The sequence below is a fragment of the Pseudomonas sp. SWI36 genome (assembly GCF_002948105.1).
Taxonomy (GTDB): domain Bacteria; phylum Pseudomonadota; class Gammaproteobacteria; order Pseudomonadales; family Pseudomonadaceae; genus Aquipseudomonas; species Aquipseudomonas alloputida.
On the sequence record NZ_CP026675.1, the window covers coordinates 5,060,230 to 5,078,134 of the forward strand.

The window sequence follows — 17,905 nt, forward strand, 5'->3', positions numbered from 1 at the left end:
GGTGATGTGGTGGCTTTAGCGTCGGTGAACAGAACGTTGCAGCGTGATTGCTTATTCGGTCAGGTCATGCCGTTTGGTTAATCAGGGGCTGGCGCGGCGTGTGGATTGGCGAGCGCATCCGCGTTAGACAGGCTTCGTACCCGCGCCAACGCTGCGCTACGGATGCTGATCTGTGGGCGTTATTGGGGCCGCGCGCGGAGCGAGGGCGGACTGTGCGCCAGCTCAGGGCAATTTGGCCAACGATCGCGCCGGCAAATTGCTCATTGGTTATCCCTATGCCGAAACTGCAAGTGTATTGGGTGCCCGATTGGCTGATATTCGCTGCACGCCGCGATTTGCCAACGGAGACAACAATGATCAGACCGCTACCCACATCGCCAAGCCTGCAAAAAGGTGCGCATTCAGCCGCGCAGGTATCGTCCTCCCGTAAAACCTTGGTCGCCTGCTCGTTGGGCAATGCGCTGGAAATGTACGACTTCACGATCTACAGCTTCTTCGCTGTACTGATCGGCAAGCACTTCTTCCCCTCTGACTCGGCCATGGCGTCGTTGTTGATGTCGCTGGCCACCTTTGGCGTCGGTTTCCTGATGCGCCCGGTCGGGGCGATGGTCATCGGTCGCTATGCTGACCGGCATGGACGCAAGGCCGCTTTGAGCCTGACCATCGGGCTGATGACCCTGGGCACCGCAATGATTGCCTTCGCGCCCACGTATTCACAGATCGGGATTTTCGCCACCTTGCTACTGGTGACCGGCCGGCTCATCCAGGGCATGTCGGCAGGCGGAGAGGTCGGTACCGCGTCGGTGTTCCTGATGGAATCCAGTGCGGTCGGCAATCGCTGCCAGAGCGTCAGCTGGCAGGCCGCCAGCCAAGGCTATGCCGCCTTGGTGGGGGCCGGCTTTGGCCTGGCCCTCAGCCAGTTGCTCGACCCTGCCGCGCTGGAAAGCTGGGGATGGCGCATACCGTTCATCTTCGGCCTGCTGATCGGGCCAGTCGGTTGGTACATACGCACGCGGTTGCCGGAAACCCATGAGGCCGCACCGGCGCAGAAGGCAGCGCAGGGGCTGGATGCCGAACTGCTCAAACGCATCGCCCAAGGCATCGGCCTGATGGCCAGCTCGACCATTGGCATGTACCTGTTCGTGTTCTACATGCCGACCTACCTGACCACCGCCTTGCATTATCCACCCGGCAGCGCGATGGCGATTGCCTGCATCAGTAGCGGTTGCATGGCCGTCATCTGCCCGTTGGCCGGCAAATTCGCCGACAAGTATCAGCTCAGAAAACGCCTGCTGGTGTGGACGGTCGCCGCGCCGGTGGTGTTGACCCTGCCCGTGTTCTATCTGCTTGGGCAAGTGCAGCACATGGGCCTGGCCATGATGGGCGTGGCGATCCTGATCTTGCCGACCTGTATCGGTGCCGGTGCGTTCTTCGCGCTGATCATGGAGGGCTTCCCGAAGGCCAGGCGCTCGTTCGGCACCTCGGTCAGCTACAGCCTGGGGGTGACCCTGTTCGGTGGTTTTTCGCCGTTGGTGGCCACCTGGCTGATTGCAGCGCTGGGCACGCCGTTGGCGCCAGCCTACTTCCTGCTGGCCGGCGGCGTCGTCAGCCTGGCCTGCCTCAGATACTTCCCTGAAAACAAAGGATGCGAGTGATATGGGTATTTTGCAGAGCAATCAAACACCGGGCTCAGCCGCCGAGCTGGATGAGTTCGTCATGCTGCGCCGGCAGATCCACGCTGCGCCGGAAATTGGCGGCGACACCCCCGATACGGCGGCCCTGGTAGCCGACAAGCTGCAAGCTTTGGGCTATGAAGTGCATCGCAATGTGGGCGGGCATGGTGTGGTCGGCGTGCTGAAAGTGGGGGACAGCCCGCGCAGCATCGGTTTGCGTGCAGACATGGACGCACTGCCCATGGGCGAAAAGAATGCGTTTGCGCATGCCAGCAAGATCCCCGGCCGCATGCATGCCTGTGGCCATGACGGGCATACCGCGATCCTGCTGGCAGCCGCTGCGCAACTGGCGACTACACGCCAGTTCAACGGGACGTTGAATGTGATATTCCAGCCCGACGAGGAGGGCCTGGCAGGGGCCAAGGCGATGATCGACGACGGCCTGTTCGAGCGCTTTCCGTGCGACTCGGTGTATGCGCTGCATAACATGCCCGGCTTGCCGGTGGGCACGTGCGTGGTGCAGGCGGGGCCTACCATGGCGTCTTCCGAACGTGTCAGCATTCGGATTACCGGTAAAGGCGGGCATGGTGCGATGCCGGAACTGTCGGTAGACCCGGTGATGGCGTTGAACAGCCTGATCAGTGGCATCCAGACCATCAAGTCGCGCAACCTGAGCGTCGAGGACTACGCCGTGATCAGCATCGGCATGATCCAGGCCGGCACCGTCTACAACATCATCCCTGACGAGGCCTGCATGTTGCTGAGCGTGCGCACTGACACGGCCCAGACCCAGCAGAAGATCAACAGCCGCATTGACGCCTTGGCCAAGGGGCACGCAGAAAGCTATGGCGTGGAGATCGAGGTGCAATTCACCCAACTGGCGCCCGCCTTGTGCAACAGCGATCACGAAAGCACGTTGCTGCGTGACAGCCTGAGGCCGTTGTTCGCCGACGGCGCGCTGCTGGACAAGATGCCGAAGAAGGTCATGGGCACCGAAGACTTTGCCTACATGTTGCAGGCGCGGCCTGGCTGTTACTTCATGCTGGGCAATGGCACGGGCGAGTTCCATGGGTGCTCGGTGCATAACCCCCACTACGATTTCAATGATGCGTTGGTGAAGATTGGCGCTGATTGTTGGGTGAAGTGGGTTCAGGACTATCTGCGTTGACCCCTTTGTCGGGGCTTGCCGGGGCTTCCACAGCTCCGGCAGGTGCCGCCTTTGCCGCGGAGAATGCCCGGCGGTGCATGGCACCGACTTCGCCGGTGTTCGCGAGCAAGCCCGCGCCCGCAGGCTGGACTGCCTTTTGACCCTGCATCATCTGCGAAGGCCGAGGTAGGGTCAGGTTTGCGTCCTGTCGAGCCAGGCACTGCGTGTCATCTCCCATACCTCTACCCGCATCTGCCCAGCGACAAAATGCCCGTCTCGCGTTGCCACCCTGCGCATGCCCTCATACTCCGAAACCCTGCGTGAAGCATGGTTGGCAACCGCTTTGGGAACCTGCATGACCGGACGCGACAATGTCTCGAACCAGTATGTGTTGATGACCTGACATGCTTCGCGCATATAGCCTTGCCCCCACCACTGCGGTGCAAGCCAGAAGCCTCGGTTGTTTCCAGGCTGTTCATACAGGCTGATGCTGCCAATGGCGTTCTCGGTTGCATCGCGCAGCCGGATCATCCAGTGCCATTCGCGGCCCGCCACCATGGCCGGCAGGGCGATATCGCGCACATAGATCAATGCGCCGTCTTCCGGGTAAGGCCACGGCACACGACGGTCCAGATAACGGACGATCTCCCACTGGGGGAACAGTTTCTGAATGGTTGCTGCATCTCCCAACTGAAGGGGTGTGAGAACAAGACGGTCTGTGAACAGCGTTGGAAGGCAATCCATGGCACTCGCTCCTGAGCTTGCGGATAATGCGTCTGAGACTTGTGAAACCTGGTATCCATGCGTCTGCGCCGAAATAGTCTACGCTCTTAGCCGAAGCGCGTCGTGACAGGCTTCATCCCGTTATCGTCGCTCTGGCGATTCACACCGACGGACCAGGCTCGGTCCAAAGAGGGTGCTGCAATGGCGACTATCGACACCGAGAACCTTGCAAAGGGGCTGCAGCAGGTTGAAGCCTGCTGGCAGGCGTATACCTCGTCACAGCGGCTTGTCGAAGGCCTCAAGGGCAGCGACCTGAGCAGTGCCATTGAAACCGCCAACCGCGATTTCACCAGGTTTCAGAACCAGTGCCAGCTGTTTTATGCCGAAGTGCGCAAGAGGGCAGCGGATGCGAACAAGCTGGAGAGCGACATGGCACGGTATCCCCATTACTTTCAGTGACGTCCTGATTGAACGTCGCGCTGTGCCCGGGTTCTGACAAGCAAAGGGTACAGCGAGGACGCTTTCATGAGCATCGAACGCAACATTCCCGAGCTTGAAGCCTGGTACGCCCAGTACGACGACATCAGTTACCGGCGCGCGTCACCGGATGCCTACCACCATGAACTGCTTCGCACAGCCGAGGCCCTGCGCGACGACGGTGCCATCGACTGGGACGACTGGTTGGCGCTCAAGGCGCTGGCCGATGAGGCGCATATCCGCGCGCTGGAAGATGCCGTGCAGGCCCATGTGAGCGACCCGGACGCATGAAAGCGCTGAAGATTGCTACCTTCAACATCAATGGCATCCGCAGCCGTTTGCCGGCGCTGCTGGCCTGGCTGGAGCGGGAGCAGCCCGACATTGCCTGCCTGCAGGAGCTGAAGGCGGCCGATCAGCAGTTCCCTCGCGCGGAGCTGGAGGCAGCAGGCTATGGCAGCCTTCATCATGGGCAACCGTCATGGAACGGCGTGGCCATTCTGGTGCGGGGCAGGGATCCGCTCGAGGTTCGCCGCGGCTTGCCCGGCCTGGAAGAGGACAGCCAGAGCCGCTATCTGGAAGCTGCGGCACACGGGGTGTTGGTCGCTTGTCTCTACCTGCCGAACGGCAACCCGCAGCCCGGGCCCAAGTTCGATTACAAGCTGCACTGGTTCGAATGCCTGATCCAGCATGCGCGCAGCCTCCAGGAAAGTGGCCACCCCACGCTGCTGGCAGGGGATTTCAATGTCGTGCCCACCGACATGGACATCTATAACCCGCGTTCCTGGCTGAAGGACGCACTGCTGCAGCCTGAGTCGCGAGCGTGTTACCAACGACTGCTTGACCAGGGCTGGCTCGATGCCATACGCCATCTGTACCCGGACGAGCGTGTCTACACCTTCTGGGACTATTTCCGTAACCACTGGGCCCGCAATGCCGGGTTGCGAATCGATCACCTGTTGCTCAATCGCGAGCTTGCGCCTTATCTGAAACGGGCGGGTGTCGATGCATGGGTGCGCAACGAGGCCAAGGCCAGCGACCATGCGCCCGTCTGGATCGAGCTGGGTACGCGTCGTGCTCGGTCATAGTCGGTTCAGCACATGAACGAGCGCCGGGCTGAGGCGCTCCGACAGTAGCCGACTTCAGATTGCATTCAGATTCGGCCCCGATAATTTCCTCCGTCGCACCTAGGCGGGGGAAACTTCATGACTCAGTCTCATCAATGGCACAGTTTGCTTCCGTTACCCATCGGTAGCCATGCCGATCATCAGGCGCACCTTTCTCTTCACCTTAGCGGCGATCATGGGCGAGGCGAGCTGGAGCACTTCATACACGAGCGCTTTGCCAGTGTGCACCAGGCGGATGTGCAGCATTACCTGCCGGAGCTGCTTGCCTTGCAGGGTAGCCACGGTCGCCTGATCGCGGCGGCAGGCATGCGGCCGGCCAGCGAAGGGCCGCTCTTTCTTGAGCGGTATCTGGACGAGCCTCTGGAATCGGCCGTTTCACGGGTAACCGGTGCCTCGCCAGATCGCAACTGCATGGTAGAGGTGGGCAACCTGGCCTCGCTCAGCGCCGGCAGCGCTCGAATAATGATCATCGCCGTGACGTGGTTGCTGGCCATGCGAGGTCTGGAGTGGGTCGCATTCACGGGCGCCGCGACACTGTTCAACAGTTTCCGGCGACTGGGGCTGGTGCCCACCGTTCTGGCCTCAGCGGATCCTGCGCGCTTGCAGGGCCAAGTGGACCAGTGGGGGACCTACTACGACCAGCGACCCCAGGTATTTGCCGGCAACATAGGCGTTGGCTTCGATGCCCTGAAGCAGGCGGGCATGTTCGAGCGGCTTGGGTTTCCCATGTTAGCCCTGGAGACCGGCCATGCGGCATGAACTGACTGCCTTTCAGGCACTGTTGCGCCAGCACGCCGTGGAGCATCCTGACGCCGTGGCCGTTCAGGGCGATGCGCAGCGTTACACCTACCGGCAACTGCTCGACGAAGTCGAATCCCGTGCGGGTTGCCTGCGTAGCCAACCACCGGGAACCTTCGCCGTGGTGCTGGATAACGGGCCCGAAGCGCTATTCTGGGATTTGGCGGCGCTGTTCGCCGAACGCGCCAGTGTGACAGTGCCGCCGTTTTTCAGCGCGACCCAGTTCCAGCACTGCTTGCAGCAAAGCGGAGTCACGGCGGCCGTGTGCGAGGCGCAGTGGGCCGAACAGCTCATTGCGCTTGGTTTTGCCCGGCAGGCGCCAGCTGGCGTCTGGCGGCGTGACAGTGTTGTCGCCCCGGCGCTGCCTGAGGGCACTGCCAAGATCACTTACACCTCCGGTAGCACCGGCACGCCCAAAGGCGTGTGCCTGAGCGCTGAAACCCTGCTGCGTGTGGCGCATGAGCTGGAGGCCGCCAGCCGCCCAACCGCGCCGCAGCGATACCTGGCGGTACTGCCACTGGGTGTTCTGCTGGAAAACCTGGGCGTCTACGCCGCGCTCATGGCTGGCGCTTGTGTGCAGCTCTATCCGCAGCAGCAGTTGGGGATGGGAGGGGCAAGCCAGGTCGATTTCAAGCGCCTGCTGGGCGCAATCGCCCTCAGTGGGGCGCAGAGCCTGATCCTTGTGCCGCAGCTGCTGATGGGGTTGGTGACAGCGATCGAGCGTGGGCTGATGCGGGTCGGCCCACTGCGTTTGGTGGCGGTAGGCGGTGCTCGGGTATCGCCAAGCCTGCTCGCGCGGGCCGAGGCGGTCGGTTTGCCGGTGTTCGAAGGTTACGGCTTGTCCGAGTGCGCCTCGGTAGTGGCGCTCAACCGCACAGGGGCTGTGCGCCCTGGGAGCGTCGGCAAGCCATTGCCGCATGTGCAGGTGCGCATCGCCGAGGATGGCGAAGTCCTGGTGGCCGGCTCGACACTGCTGGGCTACCTGGGAGAGCCGCCTGTAACAGGGCAGTGGTGGGCAACAGGCGATGTAGGCCACCTCGATGAGGAGGGCTACCTCTACCTGAATGGCCGCAAGAAGCATCAGTTCATCACCAGTTTCGGGCGCAACGTCAACCCGGAGTGGGTGGAAGCCGAGCTGAGCCAAAGTGGCGTGATCGCCCAGGCTTTCGTGCATGGCGAGGCCTTGCCACGCAACCTTGCCTTGTTCTGGCCGCTGGATCCCGGCATCAGCGACGAGGCCATCGAACAGGCCGTACAGCAATGCAACGCGCGATTGCCCGATTACGCCAGGGTGCAAGCCTGGCGCCGCTTGCCAATGCCTCTGAGCACGCTTGACGAAACCCTGACTGCCAATGGCCGCCCGCGACGTGAGGCGATCTTGCAGCGTTACCACACCCTGTTGTCCGACATCTCGTTGTGAGGTTCACAATGTCCTTTTTCGACACCCTGCAAGTACAAACCGCCCAAGAGCGTCAGGCGCTGTTCGCCGTACCGGTGATCCGCGAAGCGCTGGCCGGCCAGGTCAGCCTGGACAGCTACGTCGCGTTCCTGACCCAGGCCTATTACCACGTGCGTCATACCGTGCCACTGATGATGGCCTGTGGGGCTCGATTGCCGCTGCGGCTGGAGTGGCTGCGCGGCGCGGTCTGCGAATACATTGAGGAGGAATACGGCCACGAGCAGTGGATCCTCAACGACATCAACGCGTGCGGCGGTGACTGGGAGGCCGTGCGCGATGGCCAGCCGGTGCAATCCATCGAGCTGATGGTCGCCTACCTGTACGACCTGATCGCCCGTGGCAACCCGGTCGGGTTGTTCGGCATGGTCAACGTGCTCGAAGGCACCAGCATCGCCCTTGCCACCCAGGCGGCGGGCGTTATCCAGAGCACATTGGCCCTGCCTGACCAGGCGTTCAGCTACCTCAGCTCGCACGGTGCGCTCGACCAGGAGCACATGGTGACCTACAAACGGTTGATGGACCGCCTCGACGATGCCGGTGACCAGCAGGCCGTCCTCCACGCGGCCAAGGTCGTCTACCGCTTGTACACCGAGATGTTCCAGGGCTTGCCGCGTGCCGGGCAGCAAGAGGTGCACCATGCGTTTGGCTGAGTCCGTGGTAATCCTCACCGGCGCCAGTGGGGGCATAGGCCTGGCGCTGGCTGAACAGCTCTGCGCTGCCGGTGCCCAGGTGTTGGCCGTCAGTCGGCATATGGGCAAGCTGGCTGGCCTGATGAACCGGTACCCTGATCGTCTGCGCTGGCAGGAAGCCGACCTGCGCAGCCCGTCAGGGCGCGAACAGGTCATCGAGCGGGCACGCGAGATGGGGGCTGTGAATGTGCTGATCAACGCTGCTGGCGTGAATCGCTTCGCTCTGCTCGACCAGCTGGATGAGTATGCGCTGGACGAGCTATTGGACATCAACCTGAAGGCTCCCCTGCAACTGACACGCGCCTGCCTGCCGTTGCTGCGCGCTCAACCCAAGGCGTTGGTGGTCAATGTCGGGTCGACCTATGGCTCGATCGGCTACCCCGGCTACGCCACCTACTGCGCCAGCAAGTTTGCGCTGCGTGGTTTTTCGGAAGCGCTGCGCCGCGAGTTGGCCGATACCACGGTGAACGTGCTGTATGCCGCCCCCCGGGCGACCCGCACAACGATGAACAGCAGCGCTGCGACTGCGCTCAATCAAGCGCTGAAAGTTGGTATGGACGACCCGGCGGACGTCGCCCGTGCTGTGCTCCAGGCGGTGCAATCCGAGCGCACCGAGCTTTACCTGGGGTGGCCGGAAAAGCTCTTCGTGCGTATCAACGGCATGTTGCCGGGCATGGTCGACCGCGCACTGCGCAAGCAACTGCCAGTCATTCGCCGCTATATCGGCAGCCACTCCAAGGAGTCGAACAAATGAAGCGTCTGTTCATTGCCAGCTTGCTGGCATTTGCACCCTTCACCTGGGCATTGGACCAGGCAGGCAGCCAGCGCCTGAGTGATCTGCAGCAGCGCTGGGCGCAGATTCAGTACCAAATGCCCAAGGATAAGCGTGCCGACGCCTTCGAAAAGCTGGCAGGCGATGCAGCAACGTTTGTTCGTCAGTATCCCGGCACACCTGAACCCTTGATCTGGGAGGGCATCATCAACAGCAGTTGGGCGGGGGCGACGGGTGGCCTCGGTGCACTGGGCAAGGTCAAGGCGGCGAAAGCCAGCCTGGAGCAGGCCATGACGCTGGACCCAAACGCCCTGCAAGGTTCGGCCTACACCAGCCTGGGCACGCTGTATGACCAGGTGCCCGGCTGGCCTATCGGTTTCGGTGATGCCGAGATGGCCGACAAGATGCTGCGCAAAGCCTTGCAGATCAACCCCGACGGTATCGACAGCAACTATTTCTGGGCCGATCATCTTTATCGGCAGAAGCGCTACCCTGAAGCTACCGCCGCCCTGCAGAAAGCCTTGCAGGCACCGCCCCGGCCGGGGCGTGAGTTGGCTGACCAGGGCCGGCGTGCCGATATCGATGCTTTACTCAAGGCCATCAAGGACAAACAGGACTGAACATGCGGCTGTTGCTGGTTGAGGATGACATCGCACTGGGGGAAGGGATCTGCGACGGCTTGCGCCAGGAGGGTTACACCCTCGACTGGTTGCGCGACGGTGTCAGTGGCTTGCATGCGTTGCAGCACGAGACCTTCGACCTGGTGATCCTGGATCTTGGATTGCCCCGCATGGATGGCCTCGAGCTACTCAGGCGATTACGCGCCGGCGGCGACAGCTTGCCGGTGCTGATCCTCACCGCGCGGGATGCCCTCGATGATCGCATTGCCGGCCTGGATGCCGGCGCCGATGATTACCTGGTCAAGCCTTTCGACCTCAATGAGCTCAAGGCACGCCTGCGCGCCTTGCTGCGGCGCAGCGTCGGGCGCGCCAAGGTGCTGATCGAGCATGCCGGGGTCAGCCTGGACCCGACCACCCAGCAAGTGCAATACAACGGCGTCGAGGTTGTGCTCACCCCCAAAGAGTATGTGCTGTTGCATGAGTTGCTGGCACAGCCCGGCAAGGTATTCACACGTGAGCGCCTGACTCAACTGCTGTATGGCTGGGATGAAGAGCCGGAGAGCAACACGCTGGAGGTGAACATCTACCATTTGCGCAAGAAGCTGTTCAACGGCCTGATTCGCACGGTGCGCGGCATCGGCTATCTGGTCGAGGTCAAGGCATGACCTCGCTTCGCCAGCGCACGCTGTGGCGCGTGATGCTCTTGCTGCTACTCGGTACCGGCTTGCTCGCGCTCTATAACTACCACGACAGCAGCCACGAAATTAACGAGGTGTATGACGCGCACCTGGCCCAGAACGCGCGTTTGCTGCAAGGCGTCATGAGCATGCCGGTACAAGAGGGCTCGCGTGAGGCGCTGTATCAGGCCTTCAACGATGCCTTGGGCAAAGCGGGGCGGCACCAGGTGGGGCACCCTTACGAAAGCAAGCTGGCATTCCAGGTCTGGGGTGAAGGCATGGCGTTGCTGGTGCATACACCCAGTGCGCCACCCATCGACCCACCACCCACTGCTCCGGGGTTCTATGACTTTTCCAGTGGCGGTGAACAATGGCGCGGTTTCGTTTTGCCGGTCCCGGAAAAACACTGGCTTATCTGGGTGGGTGAGCGTGATGATGTGCGCTACGACCTGATCGACCGCATCGTTCGCCACACGCTGTTCCCGTTCCTGCTTGGCAGCCTGGCGTTGGCACTGCTGGTGTGGGCTGCGATCGGCTGGGGGCTGCGGCCACTGCAGAACATGGCCAATGTCATCCGCAGGCGCCATGCAGATTCGCTGGAGCCGCTGCAACTGGTACCGCTTCCCACTGAACTGGAACCCATGCAGGCGGCCATCAATCGCTTGCTGGCGCAGATCGACGATCTGCTGCGGCGTGAGCATCGCTTCATTGCCGATGCTGCCCACGAAATGCGTACGCCTCTGGCCGTATTGCGCCTGCACGCGCAGAACGCGCTGGCCGCCAGCAATGATGCCGAGCGCCAGAAAGCCCTGGGCTTTCTTGTGGGCGGGGTCGATCGGCTGACACGGGTGGTCAACCAGTTGCTGACCTTGGCCCGCGTCGAGCCAAGACTGGGGCAGCGAGCCAGCACCCGGATCGACCTGGCCGAGGTCGTCACCGAAACCCTGGCTGAACTGACCCCATGGATACTGGACCGTGGCCTGGAACCCTCGCTGGACATCGACGAAGGGGACCACCACCTGCAGATCGACGCCGGCGCGCTGGGCATTGCGCTACAGAACCTGGTGTCCAACGCGGTAGAACACTCACCGCCTGGGGGGCGCATCGCCGTGTCACTGCGGCGTCTGGACAGCAGCGTCGAACTGGTCGTCGAGGATGAAGGGACGGGTATCGATGAGGAGAGCCTGTCCCGTGTATTCGAGCGCTTTTACAGCCGAAATAGCCCAAATGGTGCTGGCCTTGGGCTGTCCATCGTCGCGACCATCATCGACCGTATGGGGGGGCAGGTACGCCTTGAAAACAGAGCGGGTGGCGGGCTGGCCGCTACCCTGTCGTTTCCACTATCTTGAATCACGTTTGCGTCAGATGGATCGCTGATTGACCCGCTCAGACAGCTGCTCGGCGCTTTCCTTGCGCTCCGAATAGCGATCCACCAGGAATGCCTGGCGGTCGCGCAGCAGCACGGTGAACTTCACCAGCTCCTCCATGACATCAACCACGCGATCGTAGTACGGCGATGGCTTCATCCGCCCGGTGTCGTCGAACTCCAGATAAGCCTTGGGTACCGAAGACTGGTTCGGGATGGTGAACATCCGCATCCAGCGGCCCAGCACACGCAACTGGTTGACCACGTTGAACGACTGCGATCCGCCGCACACCTGCATCACGGCCAGGGTCTTGCCTTGGGTGGGGCGCAATGCCCCCAGCGCCAAGGGAATCCAGTCGATCTGTGCCTTGAACACCGCCGACATCGCTCCATGGCGCTCTGGCGAGCACCACACCTGGCCTTCTGACCACTGCACCAGTTCACGCAGCTCCTGCACCTTGGGATGCTCTACGGGTACATCGTCAGGCAGCGGCAGGCCCGACGGGTCGAAGGTGCGGGTTTCGGCACCGAAGTGCTCCAGCAGACGCGCGGCTTCTTCTACCAGCAAGCGACTGAAGGAGCGTTCTCGGGTAGACCCGTACAGCAGCAGGATGCGAGGTTTGTGTTCGCAGGTCGGGGTTGCCGAAGGCGGCAGGTCGAACAGCGTGAGGTCGAGGTTAGGCAGTTGCTCGGACATGTTTTCTTCCTGTTCAAAGCGAGCCGATGCGATCCAGCGCGTGCTTGAGCTGCTCGCGGTCGAGGTGATCGAACGGCAGCGCGAAGAAGGCCTGGCAGCGAGATTCGATGCGGGCCAGTGTGGCCCGGAACGCCGCATCGACCGAAGCTTCGTCACCCACGACATCGGACGGGTCTTCCAGCCCCCAATGCGACTTCAGCGCAGGGCCGAAATACACCGGGCAGGCCTCGCCCGCGGCCTTGTCGCAGACGGTGATGACGATGTCAGGCGGGTTGCCCTCGAACGCATCGTTACCTTTGCTGCTCAGGCCCTTGGTCGAGATATTGGCTTGCTGCAACGTGCTCAGGCTGCGTGGCAACACCTGGCCCTTGGGGAAGCTGCCAGAGCTGACTGCCTCGAAACCGGGCGGTGCCAGGTGGTTGAACATTGCTTCGGAAAGGATGCTGCGGCAGCTGTTGGCCGTGCACATGAACAGGACTCGCATGGAGGGCTCCTCCGCTGGGGGCGAACGTCAGAGGCTCAGGCGCAGTGCCAGAGCAGAAAGGGTGATCAGCAAAACCGGTACCGTGAGCAGCAGGCCGACCTTGAAGTAGTAACCCCAGGTGATGCGCACGCCTTTACGCGCCAGCACATGCAGCCAAAGCAGCGTGGCGAGGCTGCCGATCGGGGTGATCTTCGGGCCGAGGTCGCAACCGATGACGTTGGCGTAGATCATCGCCTCACGTACCAGGCCCTCTGCACCGCTGGCCTGGATCGACAATGCGCCGATCAGCACGCTGGGCATGTTGTTCATGACTGAGGACAGCAGGGCGGAAATCAACCCGGTGCCAATGGCCGCGCTCCACAGGCCCTGCTCGGCAAGCGTGTCCAGCAGGTGGGTGAGCATGTCGGTAAGGCCGGCGTTCTTCAGGCCGTACACCACCAGATACATGCCCAGCGAAAATATCACCACCTGCCATGGCGCTTCCCGCAGCACGCGACGGGTTGAGATGCGGTGACCGCGAGCGGCCACGGCAAAGAGGATTGTGGCACAGACGGCGGCCACCGCACTGATCGGTATGCCCAGAGGCTCCAGTGCGAACAGGCCTGCAAGCAGCACCAGCAGCACCCACCCACCGACTTTGAAGGTGGCGTGGTCATGAATTGCCTCGCTCGGCGCCTTCAGCGCATCGAGCGCGTACTGCTTGGGGATATCACGACGGAAGTACAGGAATAGCACCAGCAGGGTGGCCGCCACGCTGGCGATGTTCACCGGCACCATCACCGATGCGTATTCGGCGAAGCCCAGGCCGAAGTAGTCGGTCGAGACGATGTTGACCAGGTTGGAGACCACCAGCGGCAGGCTTGCCGTGTCGGCAATGAAGCCCGCGGCCATGACAAAGGCCAGTGTCGCGGCGGGCGAAAAGCGCAGCGCGAGCAGCATCGACATGACGATGGGGGTGAGGATCAGCGCCGCACCGTCGTTGGCGAACAGCGCCGATACAGCGGCGCCGAGCAGTACGCAGAAGGCGAACAGGCGGTAGCCGCCGCCGTTAGCCCAGCGCGCCACATGCAAAGCGGCCCATTCGAAGAAACCCGCCTCATCCAACAGCAAGCTGATGATGATGACCGCGATGAACGTGGCGGTGGCGTTCCAGACAATGGCCCATACGGCAGGGATGTCATGCAGGGAAACTACGCCTGTAGCCAGGGCGATGATGGCGCCTAGCGCGGCGCTCCAGCCAACACCGAGCCCCTTGGGCTGCCAGATGACCAGTATGAGGGTGAACACGAAGACAGCAATGGCGGGCAGCATGAAAATCTCGCTTGGTGATGATCAGCAGCAGACGGAATCACGCACGGGGCGACCGTCCATGTTCTTCAGCCGAAGGGCATTGTCAGCCAGCCATTGCGAATTGGCTTGCAAGGTGACCTGAAGCATTTCGTGAACCCAGGAAGGCAGCTCCGGATTCAGGCGGTAATACACCCACTGGCCCTGACGGCGGTCCAGCAGCATGCCATTGCTGCGCAGTTGTGCCAGATGGCGACTGATCTTGGGCTGGCTGTCGTTGAGCGCGCACATAAGCTCGCAGACGCACAGTTCGCCCAGGCTGGCGATAAGCAGAGTGGCGCGAGCGCGGGTTTCGTCAGAGAGGCTCTTGAAGACATCGGGCGGTGTGATCATGGGGGGTGCCTGTACATGCGGAAAGCCGAATATACGTATTTCCATATGTACTGGCAAGCCTTCCTGGGCTTGTGCGCTTGCAGCTCACCATCGCCATGCCCTTCGGTCGACAAAAGCAGGGTTTTGGTAGGCTTCAGACGCTGATGGCAATGCAGGGTGTATAGTGCTTGCTCGGGTGACTGTCGTTCAGTGGCTCATAACCGAGATGCCAACATGTCCCAGACGTACCCCAGCGCGGCCCAAAAAGCCCATGTTCGCATCTGCGAGCAGGTCGAGGCCTTCCTTCAGCATGGCGGCCGCATTCAGCAGGTAGCGATCGGTGTCACCGGCTACGCTGAAGGTGTCTCCAGGGCGCAGTGGAAAAAAGGGCGCACTGCAAAACCTTGAGGAGGCCAGCCGCCGCCGGGAAACGTTCCTTTCAGGTGGTGATTCATGGCTTGTGCATTCGCGAAGCGGAGGCCGGGGTGGTCTTGAAAGCTGAGCCCTGGATCAGAACCGGAACGCGATCAGAAACCTTCCAGAACAATCTTGCCGCGTGCTTTCCCGCTCTCGATCAGGGCGTGAGCGCGTTTGAGGTGCTCGGCGTTGATGGTGCCGTAGTGCTCGCCGAGGGTGGTCTTGAGCACCCCATCATCGACCAGCTGTGAAATGCGATCGAGTAGTTGATGCTGCTTGATCATGTCCTCGGTCTGGTACAGCGAACGCGTGAACATGAGCTCCCAGTGCAGGGAGAGGGATTTGCGCTTGAGCGGCATGACATCCAGTTGCGCCGGGTCGTCGATCAGCGCGAGCTTGCCTTGTGGACGAAGCACTTCGACCAGTTGGGGGAGGTAGGTGTCGGTATGGGTCAGGCTGATCACATGGTCGACCTGGCTCAGATTGAGCGCTTCCAGTTGATGCGGGATGGGTTTGGTGTGATCGATGACATGATGCGCCCCCAGTTCCTTGACCCAGGCTTTGGTTTCAGGCCTCGACGCTGTGCCGATGACCACCAGCTGTGTGAGCTTGCTGGCGAGCTGGACCAGGATCGAGCCCACTCCGCCGGCGGCTCCGATCACCAGTAGGCTTTGGCCCTGGCCCCCGTTTTCTTCGACACCCAGGCGGTCGAACAGCAGCTCCCATGCGGTGATGGAAGTTAGGGGCAGGGCTGCGGCACTGGCGTTGTCCAGGCTGCGGGGCTTGTGTCCGACGATACGCTCGTCCACCACATGGCGCTCGCTGTAGCTGCCAGCACGGTCGATGGCACCGGCGTAGTAAACCTCATCGCCAGGTTGGAACAACGTGACCTCTGGCCCAACCTCGCGAACAACGCCAACCGCATCCCAGCCAAGAACCTGTGGTTGCTCACCGCCGCGGCTCGCGCGGATTTTCGTGTCGACCGGGTTGACAGCAATGGCCTTTACCTCGACCAGCAGATCCCGGGCACCCGGTTTGGGTTCGGGCAACTGCGCGTCATACAGCGACTGTGGGTCCTGGATCGGCAAACCGGGTTGGGTGTAAACGACAGCCTTCATGGGCGCAACCTCTTGGGTATTGGAAAAGTGAGCTCAGGCTAGTGGTTTGGATTAAGTCGATAAACTGGCCAAATAGCGCAAGACTTTCTCTCCCTCAGTGAAAATGGTGTGAGGCACTCGTTACCAAGCGTAAGCGCCTCACGCGCATCCGTCAGCTGGCGCTGTAACGCGGTGCAAGCTGGTTGCTGGACAGCTGGCTGAACAAGGCCTGCCGGGCAGCTTCGTATTGGTCGAAGGCTTGCAGATCTTGCATCGACGGCAAGGAGATCAGCACTCCGTTGTCGAAGTCCTGCAGCGCACCGTCCACCAGGTCCTGGGCCGACATCACGATGCCGGGGTCGAGGTTTTCGACCGGTAAGCCACCGATTTGCCAGAAGTCAGTGGCGGTAGCCCCGGGCAGTACCGCCTGCACCTGAACCCCCTTGCCCGCCAGCTCCTTGTTCAGGGACTGGGTGAACGCAGTGACGTACGCCTTGCTGCCGCCGTATACGCCGTTGAGCAGTTCTGGCGCCAGGCTGACGATGGACGAGATATTGATGATCGCCCCCTGCTTGCGCGCTACAAAACCGGGTACAGCCGCATAGGTCAGGCGGGTGAGGGCGGTGACGTTCAGGCTGATCATTTCGGCCATGCGTTCGACATCGCTTTCCAGCAGGCTGGTGTGGGTGCCGATGCCCGCGTTGTTCACCAGCATGCTGATGCTGGCGTCTTCGCGCAGCTTGCGTTCTACCTTGGCAAGGTCATCTGTATTGGCCAGGTCGGCCGGGAACACTTCCACGTTCTGCCGCGTTTCGGTGGTGAGCCGGGCCGCCAATGCGTTGAGGCGTTCCCGGTTGCGGGCCACCAGTACCAGGTCATAGCCGCGGCGTGCCAACTGTTCTGCGTAGAGCGAACCGATGCCGGTGGACGCGCCGGTGACAAGCGCGGTGCCTTTGAATGCCTGTGTCATGGTGATACTCCGTTGCTTTGTGTGGGTGGAGCCATCATGCAGAAGACAGTTTTTGTCTTAAAGGACGTATATGGTAGTTTTTCAGGACATTGCTCAGAGGGGCTCAAGCATGCACCGGGTCGGCTATTTGTTAACCGAAGGCTTTCAGATCATGTGCCTGGCAACGCAAACCGTGTTCGAGTTTGCCAATATCGTCGCCGGCAAAGCGGTTTACAGGCTCGAGAACTTTTCTGTCGGGGGCGGCACGCTACGCTCCTCGCTGGGGATGTCTGTCGAGACGCTGCCGTTGGCTGCCCCTGGCCTGGCCGACACCTGGATGGTGACGGGTACGCTGACGCCGTTGACGCCACCCGGTGACGAGGTGCTGGCCAGCGTACGGGGCTTTGTCGACGCTGCGCGGCGCACTGCGGGCCTATGCACCGGGAGTTTCGTTCTGGCGCAGGCCGGGGTGCTGGATGGGCGGCGTGCTACAACCCACTGGGCCTACGCGAACAAGTTGCGTGAGTTGCACCCGAAGATCGACGTCGAGGAAGACCGGATCTTCATCGTCGATGGGCCGATTTGGACGTCCGCCGGCATGACCGCCGCCCTGGACATGGCCCTGGGCATGGTGGAAAAGGATCTGGGTAACGAGATGGCCAGGTCGGTAGCGCACAAGATGGTCATGCACCAACGCCGTTCTGGCGGGCAGTGCCAGCACTCCGAACTGTTGTCGCTGTCGCCCAGGACGGACCGTATCCAGAGCGCCCTGGATTACGCGCGCAGGCACCTCAGCCGCCCATTGTGCGTGGAAGAGCTGGCCCAGGTGGCGCACCTGAGCCCGCGGCAGTTCACCCGTGTATTCACCGCCGAAACCGGGCAGTCACCCGCCAAGGCCATCGAGGGCCTGCGGCTGGAGGCTGCCCGGCTGATGATCGAGCAGAGCCGGCACAGCCTGGAGGTGGTGGCCAAGGAAACCGGGTTCAGGGACCGCCGGCACCTGCGCGAGGTATTCGTCCGTGTGTTGGGCGTACCTCCTCAGGCGGTGCGAAGGGATGCCCGGCAAGTGTGACCTGC

At 61.9% G+C, this 17,905-nt stretch carries 21 protein-coding genes; 14 read left to right on the top strand and 7 right to left on the bottom strand.

Annotated features, from left to right (window positions below; translation table 11 throughout):
• Window positions 1-353 precede the first annotated feature (353 nt).
• Both C4Q27_RS24075 and C4Q27_RS24080 read left to right on the top strand, forming a co-directional pair.
• Window positions 354-1,655: an MFS transporter gene (locus C4Q27_RS24075; RefSeq protein WP_064490954.1), complete on the top strand. Its 1,302-nt coding sequence runs from the start codon at window positions 354-356 to the stop codon at window positions 1,653-1,655.
• Between the two features lies 1 nt (window position 1,656).
• Window positions 1,657-2,841 (top strand): M20 aminoacylase family protein, encoded by a 1,185-nt coding sequence (locus C4Q27_RS24080; protein ID WP_104887456.1) that lies wholly within the window; start codon window positions 1,657-1,659, stop codon window positions 2,839-2,841.
• Window positions 2,842-3,012: 171 nt separating this feature from the next.
• Here C4Q27_RS24080 and C4Q27_RS24090 read toward each other — a convergent pair whose 3' ends face one another.
• A complete protein-coding gene (locus tag C4Q27_RS24090; RefSeq protein ID WP_064490956.1) occupies window positions 3,013-3,564 on the bottom strand; it encodes a GNAT family N-acetyltransferase in 552 nt (183 codons plus the stop codon).
• A 102-nt stretch (window positions 3,565-3,666) separates the two neighbouring features.
• Here C4Q27_RS24090 and C4Q27_RS24095 point away from each other — a divergent pair, with 102 nt between their 5' ends.
• The 10 genes from C4Q27_RS24095 (at window position 3,667) to C4Q27_RS24140 (ending at window position 11,508) form a co-directional block, all read left to right on the top strand.
• Window positions 3,667-4,002, top strand: a complete 336-nt coding sequence (locus C4Q27_RS24095; RefSeq protein WP_232968615.1) for a hypothetical protein — start codon at window positions 3,667-3,669, stop codon at window positions 4,000-4,002.
• 66 nt (window positions 4,003-4,068) lie between these two features.
• Entirely contained in the window at window positions 4,069-4,311 is a 243-nt protein-coding gene (locus C4Q27_RS24100) for a hypothetical protein (protein WP_003254042.1), read from the top strand.
• Window positions 4,308-5,105 carry an exodeoxyribonuclease III gene (gene xth, locus C4Q27_RS24105; RefSeq protein WP_104887459.1) on the top strand — a complete coding sequence of 266 codons (798 nt, stop codon included), beginning with the start codon at window positions 4,308-4,310 and terminating at the stop codon, window positions 5,103-5,105. Before C4Q27_RS24100 ends, xth begins: the two co-directional genes overlap by 4 nt.
• A gap of 117 nt (window positions 5,106-5,222) precedes the next feature.
• Entirely contained in the window at window positions 5,223-5,903 is a 681-nt protein-coding gene (locus C4Q27_RS24110; RefSeq protein WP_010953624.1) for a thermostable hemolysin, read from the top strand.
• Window positions 5,893-7,362, top strand: a complete 1,470-nt coding sequence (locus tag C4Q27_RS24115; protein WP_104887460.1) for an AMP-binding protein — start codon at window positions 5,893-5,895, stop codon at window positions 7,360-7,362. The genes C4Q27_RS24110 and C4Q27_RS24115 overlap by 11 nt, the downstream gene beginning before the upstream one ends.
• A gap of 8 nt (window positions 7,363-7,370) precedes the next feature.
• Complete coding sequence (locus tag C4Q27_RS24120) at window positions 7,371-8,051, top strand: TenA family transcriptional regulator (protein ID WP_104887461.1); 681 nt, start codon at window positions 7,371-7,373, stop codon at window positions 8,049-8,051.
• A complete protein-coding gene (locus C4Q27_RS24125) occupies window positions 8,038-8,844 on the top strand; it encodes an SDR family oxidoreductase (protein ID WP_064493334.1) in 807 nt (268 codons plus the stop codon). The genes C4Q27_RS24120 and C4Q27_RS24125 overlap by 14 nt, the downstream gene beginning before the upstream one ends.
• Entirely contained in the window at window positions 8,841-9,482 is a 642-nt protein-coding gene (locus tag C4Q27_RS24130; RefSeq protein WP_064493333.1) for a hypothetical protein, read from the top strand. Before C4Q27_RS24125 ends, C4Q27_RS24130 begins: the two co-directional genes overlap by 4 nt.
• A 2-nt stretch (window positions 9,483-9,484) precedes the next feature.
• Entirely contained in the window at window positions 9,485-10,147 is a 663-nt protein-coding gene (locus C4Q27_RS24135) for a response regulator (RefSeq protein ID WP_010953629.1), read from the top strand.
• A complete protein-coding gene (locus tag C4Q27_RS24140) occupies window positions 10,144-11,508 on the top strand; it encodes a HAMP domain-containing sensor histidine kinase (RefSeq protein WP_010953630.1) in 1,365 nt (454 codons plus the stop codon). Before C4Q27_RS24135 ends, C4Q27_RS24140 begins: the two co-directional genes overlap by 4 nt.
• A gap of 12 nt (window positions 11,509-11,520) precedes the next feature.
• Here the strand turns inward: C4Q27_RS24140 and arsH are convergent, their stop codons facing one another.
• From arsH to C4Q27_RS24160, 4 genes are read right to left on the bottom strand one after another with little or no spacing between them, the layout of a single operon-like run.
• Complete coding sequence (arsH, locus tag C4Q27_RS24145) at window positions 11,521-12,222, bottom strand: arsenical resistance protein ArsH (protein WP_104887462.1); 702 nt, start codon at window positions 12,220-12,222, stop codon at window positions 11,521-11,523.
• 13 nt (window positions 12,223-12,235) lie between these two features.
• Entirely contained in the window at window positions 12,236-12,706 is a 471-nt protein-coding gene (locus C4Q27_RS24150) for an arsenate reductase ArsC (RefSeq protein WP_070383850.1), read from the bottom strand.
• A 27-nt stretch (window positions 12,707-12,733) separates the two neighbouring features.
• Entirely contained in the window at window positions 12,734-14,017 is a 1,284-nt protein-coding gene (locus C4Q27_RS24155) for an arsenic transporter (protein WP_064493331.1), read from the bottom strand.
• A gap of 21 nt (window positions 14,018-14,038) precedes the next feature.
• Window positions 14,039-14,386: a metalloregulator ArsR/SmtB family transcription factor gene (locus C4Q27_RS24160; RefSeq protein ID WP_010953634.1), complete on the bottom strand. Its 348-nt coding sequence runs from the start codon at window positions 14,384-14,386 to the stop codon at window positions 14,039-14,041.
• A 213-nt stretch (window positions 14,387-14,599) separates the two neighbouring features.
• On the opposite strand from C4Q27_RS24160, the gene C4Q27_RS29335 reads away from it, so the two are divergent.
• Window positions 14,600-14,773 (top strand): hypothetical protein, encoded by a 174-nt coding sequence (locus C4Q27_RS29335; RefSeq protein WP_017147688.1) that lies wholly within the window; start codon window positions 14,600-14,602, stop codon window positions 14,771-14,773.
• A gap of 119 nt (window positions 14,774-14,892) precedes the next feature.
• Here the strand turns inward: C4Q27_RS29335 and C4Q27_RS24170 are convergent, their stop codons facing one another.
• Window positions 14,893-15,900 (bottom strand): zinc-binding alcohol dehydrogenase family protein, encoded by a 1,008-nt coding sequence (locus tag C4Q27_RS24170; RefSeq protein ID WP_104887463.1) that lies wholly within the window; start codon window positions 15,898-15,900, stop codon window positions 14,893-14,895.
• Window positions 15,901-16,051: 151 nt separating this feature from the next.
• On the bottom strand, window positions 16,052-16,849 hold the full coding sequence (locus tag C4Q27_RS24175) for an SDR family oxidoreductase (protein ID WP_064493329.1): 798 nt from the start codon (window positions 16,847-16,849) through the stop codon (window positions 16,052-16,054).
• 109 nt (window positions 16,850-16,958) lie between these two features.
• On the opposite strand from C4Q27_RS24175, the gene C4Q27_RS24180 reads away from it, so the two are divergent.
• The gene (locus C4Q27_RS24180; RefSeq protein ID WP_064493328.1) at window positions 16,959-17,900 is read left to right on the top strand and encodes a GlxA family transcriptional regulator; all 942 of its coding nucleotides are present in this window, start codon (window positions 16,959-16,961) and stop codon (window positions 17,898-17,900) included.
• Window positions 17,901-17,905 lie beyond the last annotated feature (5 nt).

Excerpts from the sequence above, each read along its gene's own strand:
- C4Q27_RS24075 (WP_064490954.1), top strand. The coding sequence starts at position 354 with ATGATCAGACCGCTACCCACATCGCCAAGCCTGCAAAAAGGTGCGCAT.
- C4Q27_RS24080 (WP_104887456.1), top strand. The coding sequence starts at position 1,657 with ATGGGTATTTTGCAGAGCAATCAAACACCGGGCTCAGCCGCCGAGCTG.
- C4Q27_RS24090 (WP_064490956.1), bottom strand. The coding sequence starts at position 3,564 with ATGGATTGCCTTCCAACGCTGTTCACAGACCGTCTTGTTCTCACACCC.
- C4Q27_RS24100 (WP_003254042.1), top strand. The coding sequence starts at position 4,069 with ATGAGCATCGAACGCAACATTCCCGAGCTTGAAGCCTGGTACGCCCAG.
- xth (WP_104887459.1), top strand. The coding sequence starts at position 4,308 with ATGAAAGCGCTGAAGATTGCTACCTTCAACATCAATGGCATCCGCAGC.
- C4Q27_RS24110 (WP_010953624.1), top strand. The coding sequence starts at position 5,223 with ATGACTCAGTCTCATCAATGGCACAGTTTGCTTCCGTTACCCATCGGT.
- C4Q27_RS24115 (WP_104887460.1), top strand. The coding sequence starts at position 5,893 with ATGCGGCATGAACTGACTGCCTTTCAGGCACTGTTGCGCCAGCACGCC.
- C4Q27_RS24120 (WP_104887461.1), top strand. The coding sequence starts at position 7,371 with ATGTCCTTTTTCGACACCCTGCAAGTACAAACCGCCCAAGAGCGTCAG.
- C4Q27_RS24125 (WP_064493334.1), top strand. The coding sequence starts at position 8,038 with ATGCGTTTGGCTGAGTCCGTGGTAATCCTCACCGGCGCCAGTGGGGGC.
- C4Q27_RS24130 (WP_064493333.1), top strand. The coding sequence starts at position 8,841 with ATGAAGCGTCTGTTCATTGCCAGCTTGCTGGCATTTGCACCCTTCACC.
- C4Q27_RS24135 (WP_010953629.1), top strand. The coding sequence starts at position 9,485 with ATGCGGCTGTTGCTGGTTGAGGATGACATCGCACTGGGGGAAGGGATC.
- C4Q27_RS24140 (WP_010953630.1), top strand. The coding sequence starts at position 10,144 with ATGACCTCGCTTCGCCAGCGCACGCTGTGGCGCGTGATGCTCTTGCTG.
- arsH (WP_104887462.1), bottom strand. The coding sequence starts at position 12,222 with ATGTCCGAGCAACTGCCTAACCTCGACCTCACGCTGTTCGACCTGCCG.
- C4Q27_RS24150 (WP_070383850.1), bottom strand. The coding sequence starts at position 12,706 with ATGCGAGTCCTGTTCATGTGCACGGCCAACAGCTGCCGCAGCATCCTT.
- C4Q27_RS24155 (WP_064493331.1), bottom strand. The coding sequence starts at position 14,017 with ATGCTGCCCGCCATTGCTGTCTTCGTGTTCACCCTCATACTGGTCATC.
- C4Q27_RS24160 (WP_010953634.1), bottom strand. The coding sequence starts at position 14,386 with ATGATCACACCGCCCGATGTCTTCAAGAGCCTCTCTGACGAAACCCGC.
- C4Q27_RS29335 (WP_017147688.1), top strand. The coding sequence starts at position 14,600 with ATGTCCCAGACGTACCCCAGCGCGGCCCAAAAAGCCCATGTTCGCATC.
- C4Q27_RS24170 (WP_104887463.1), bottom strand. The coding sequence starts at position 15,900 with ATGAAGGCTGTCGTTTACACCCAACCCGGTTTGCCGATCCAGGACCCA.
- C4Q27_RS24175 (WP_064493329.1), bottom strand. The coding sequence starts at position 16,849 with ATGACACAGGCATTCAAAGGCACCGCGCTTGTCACCGGCGCGTCCACC.
- C4Q27_RS24180 (WP_064493328.1), top strand. The coding sequence starts at position 16,959 with ATGCACCGGGTCGGCTATTTGTTAACCGAAGGCTTTCAGATCATGTGC.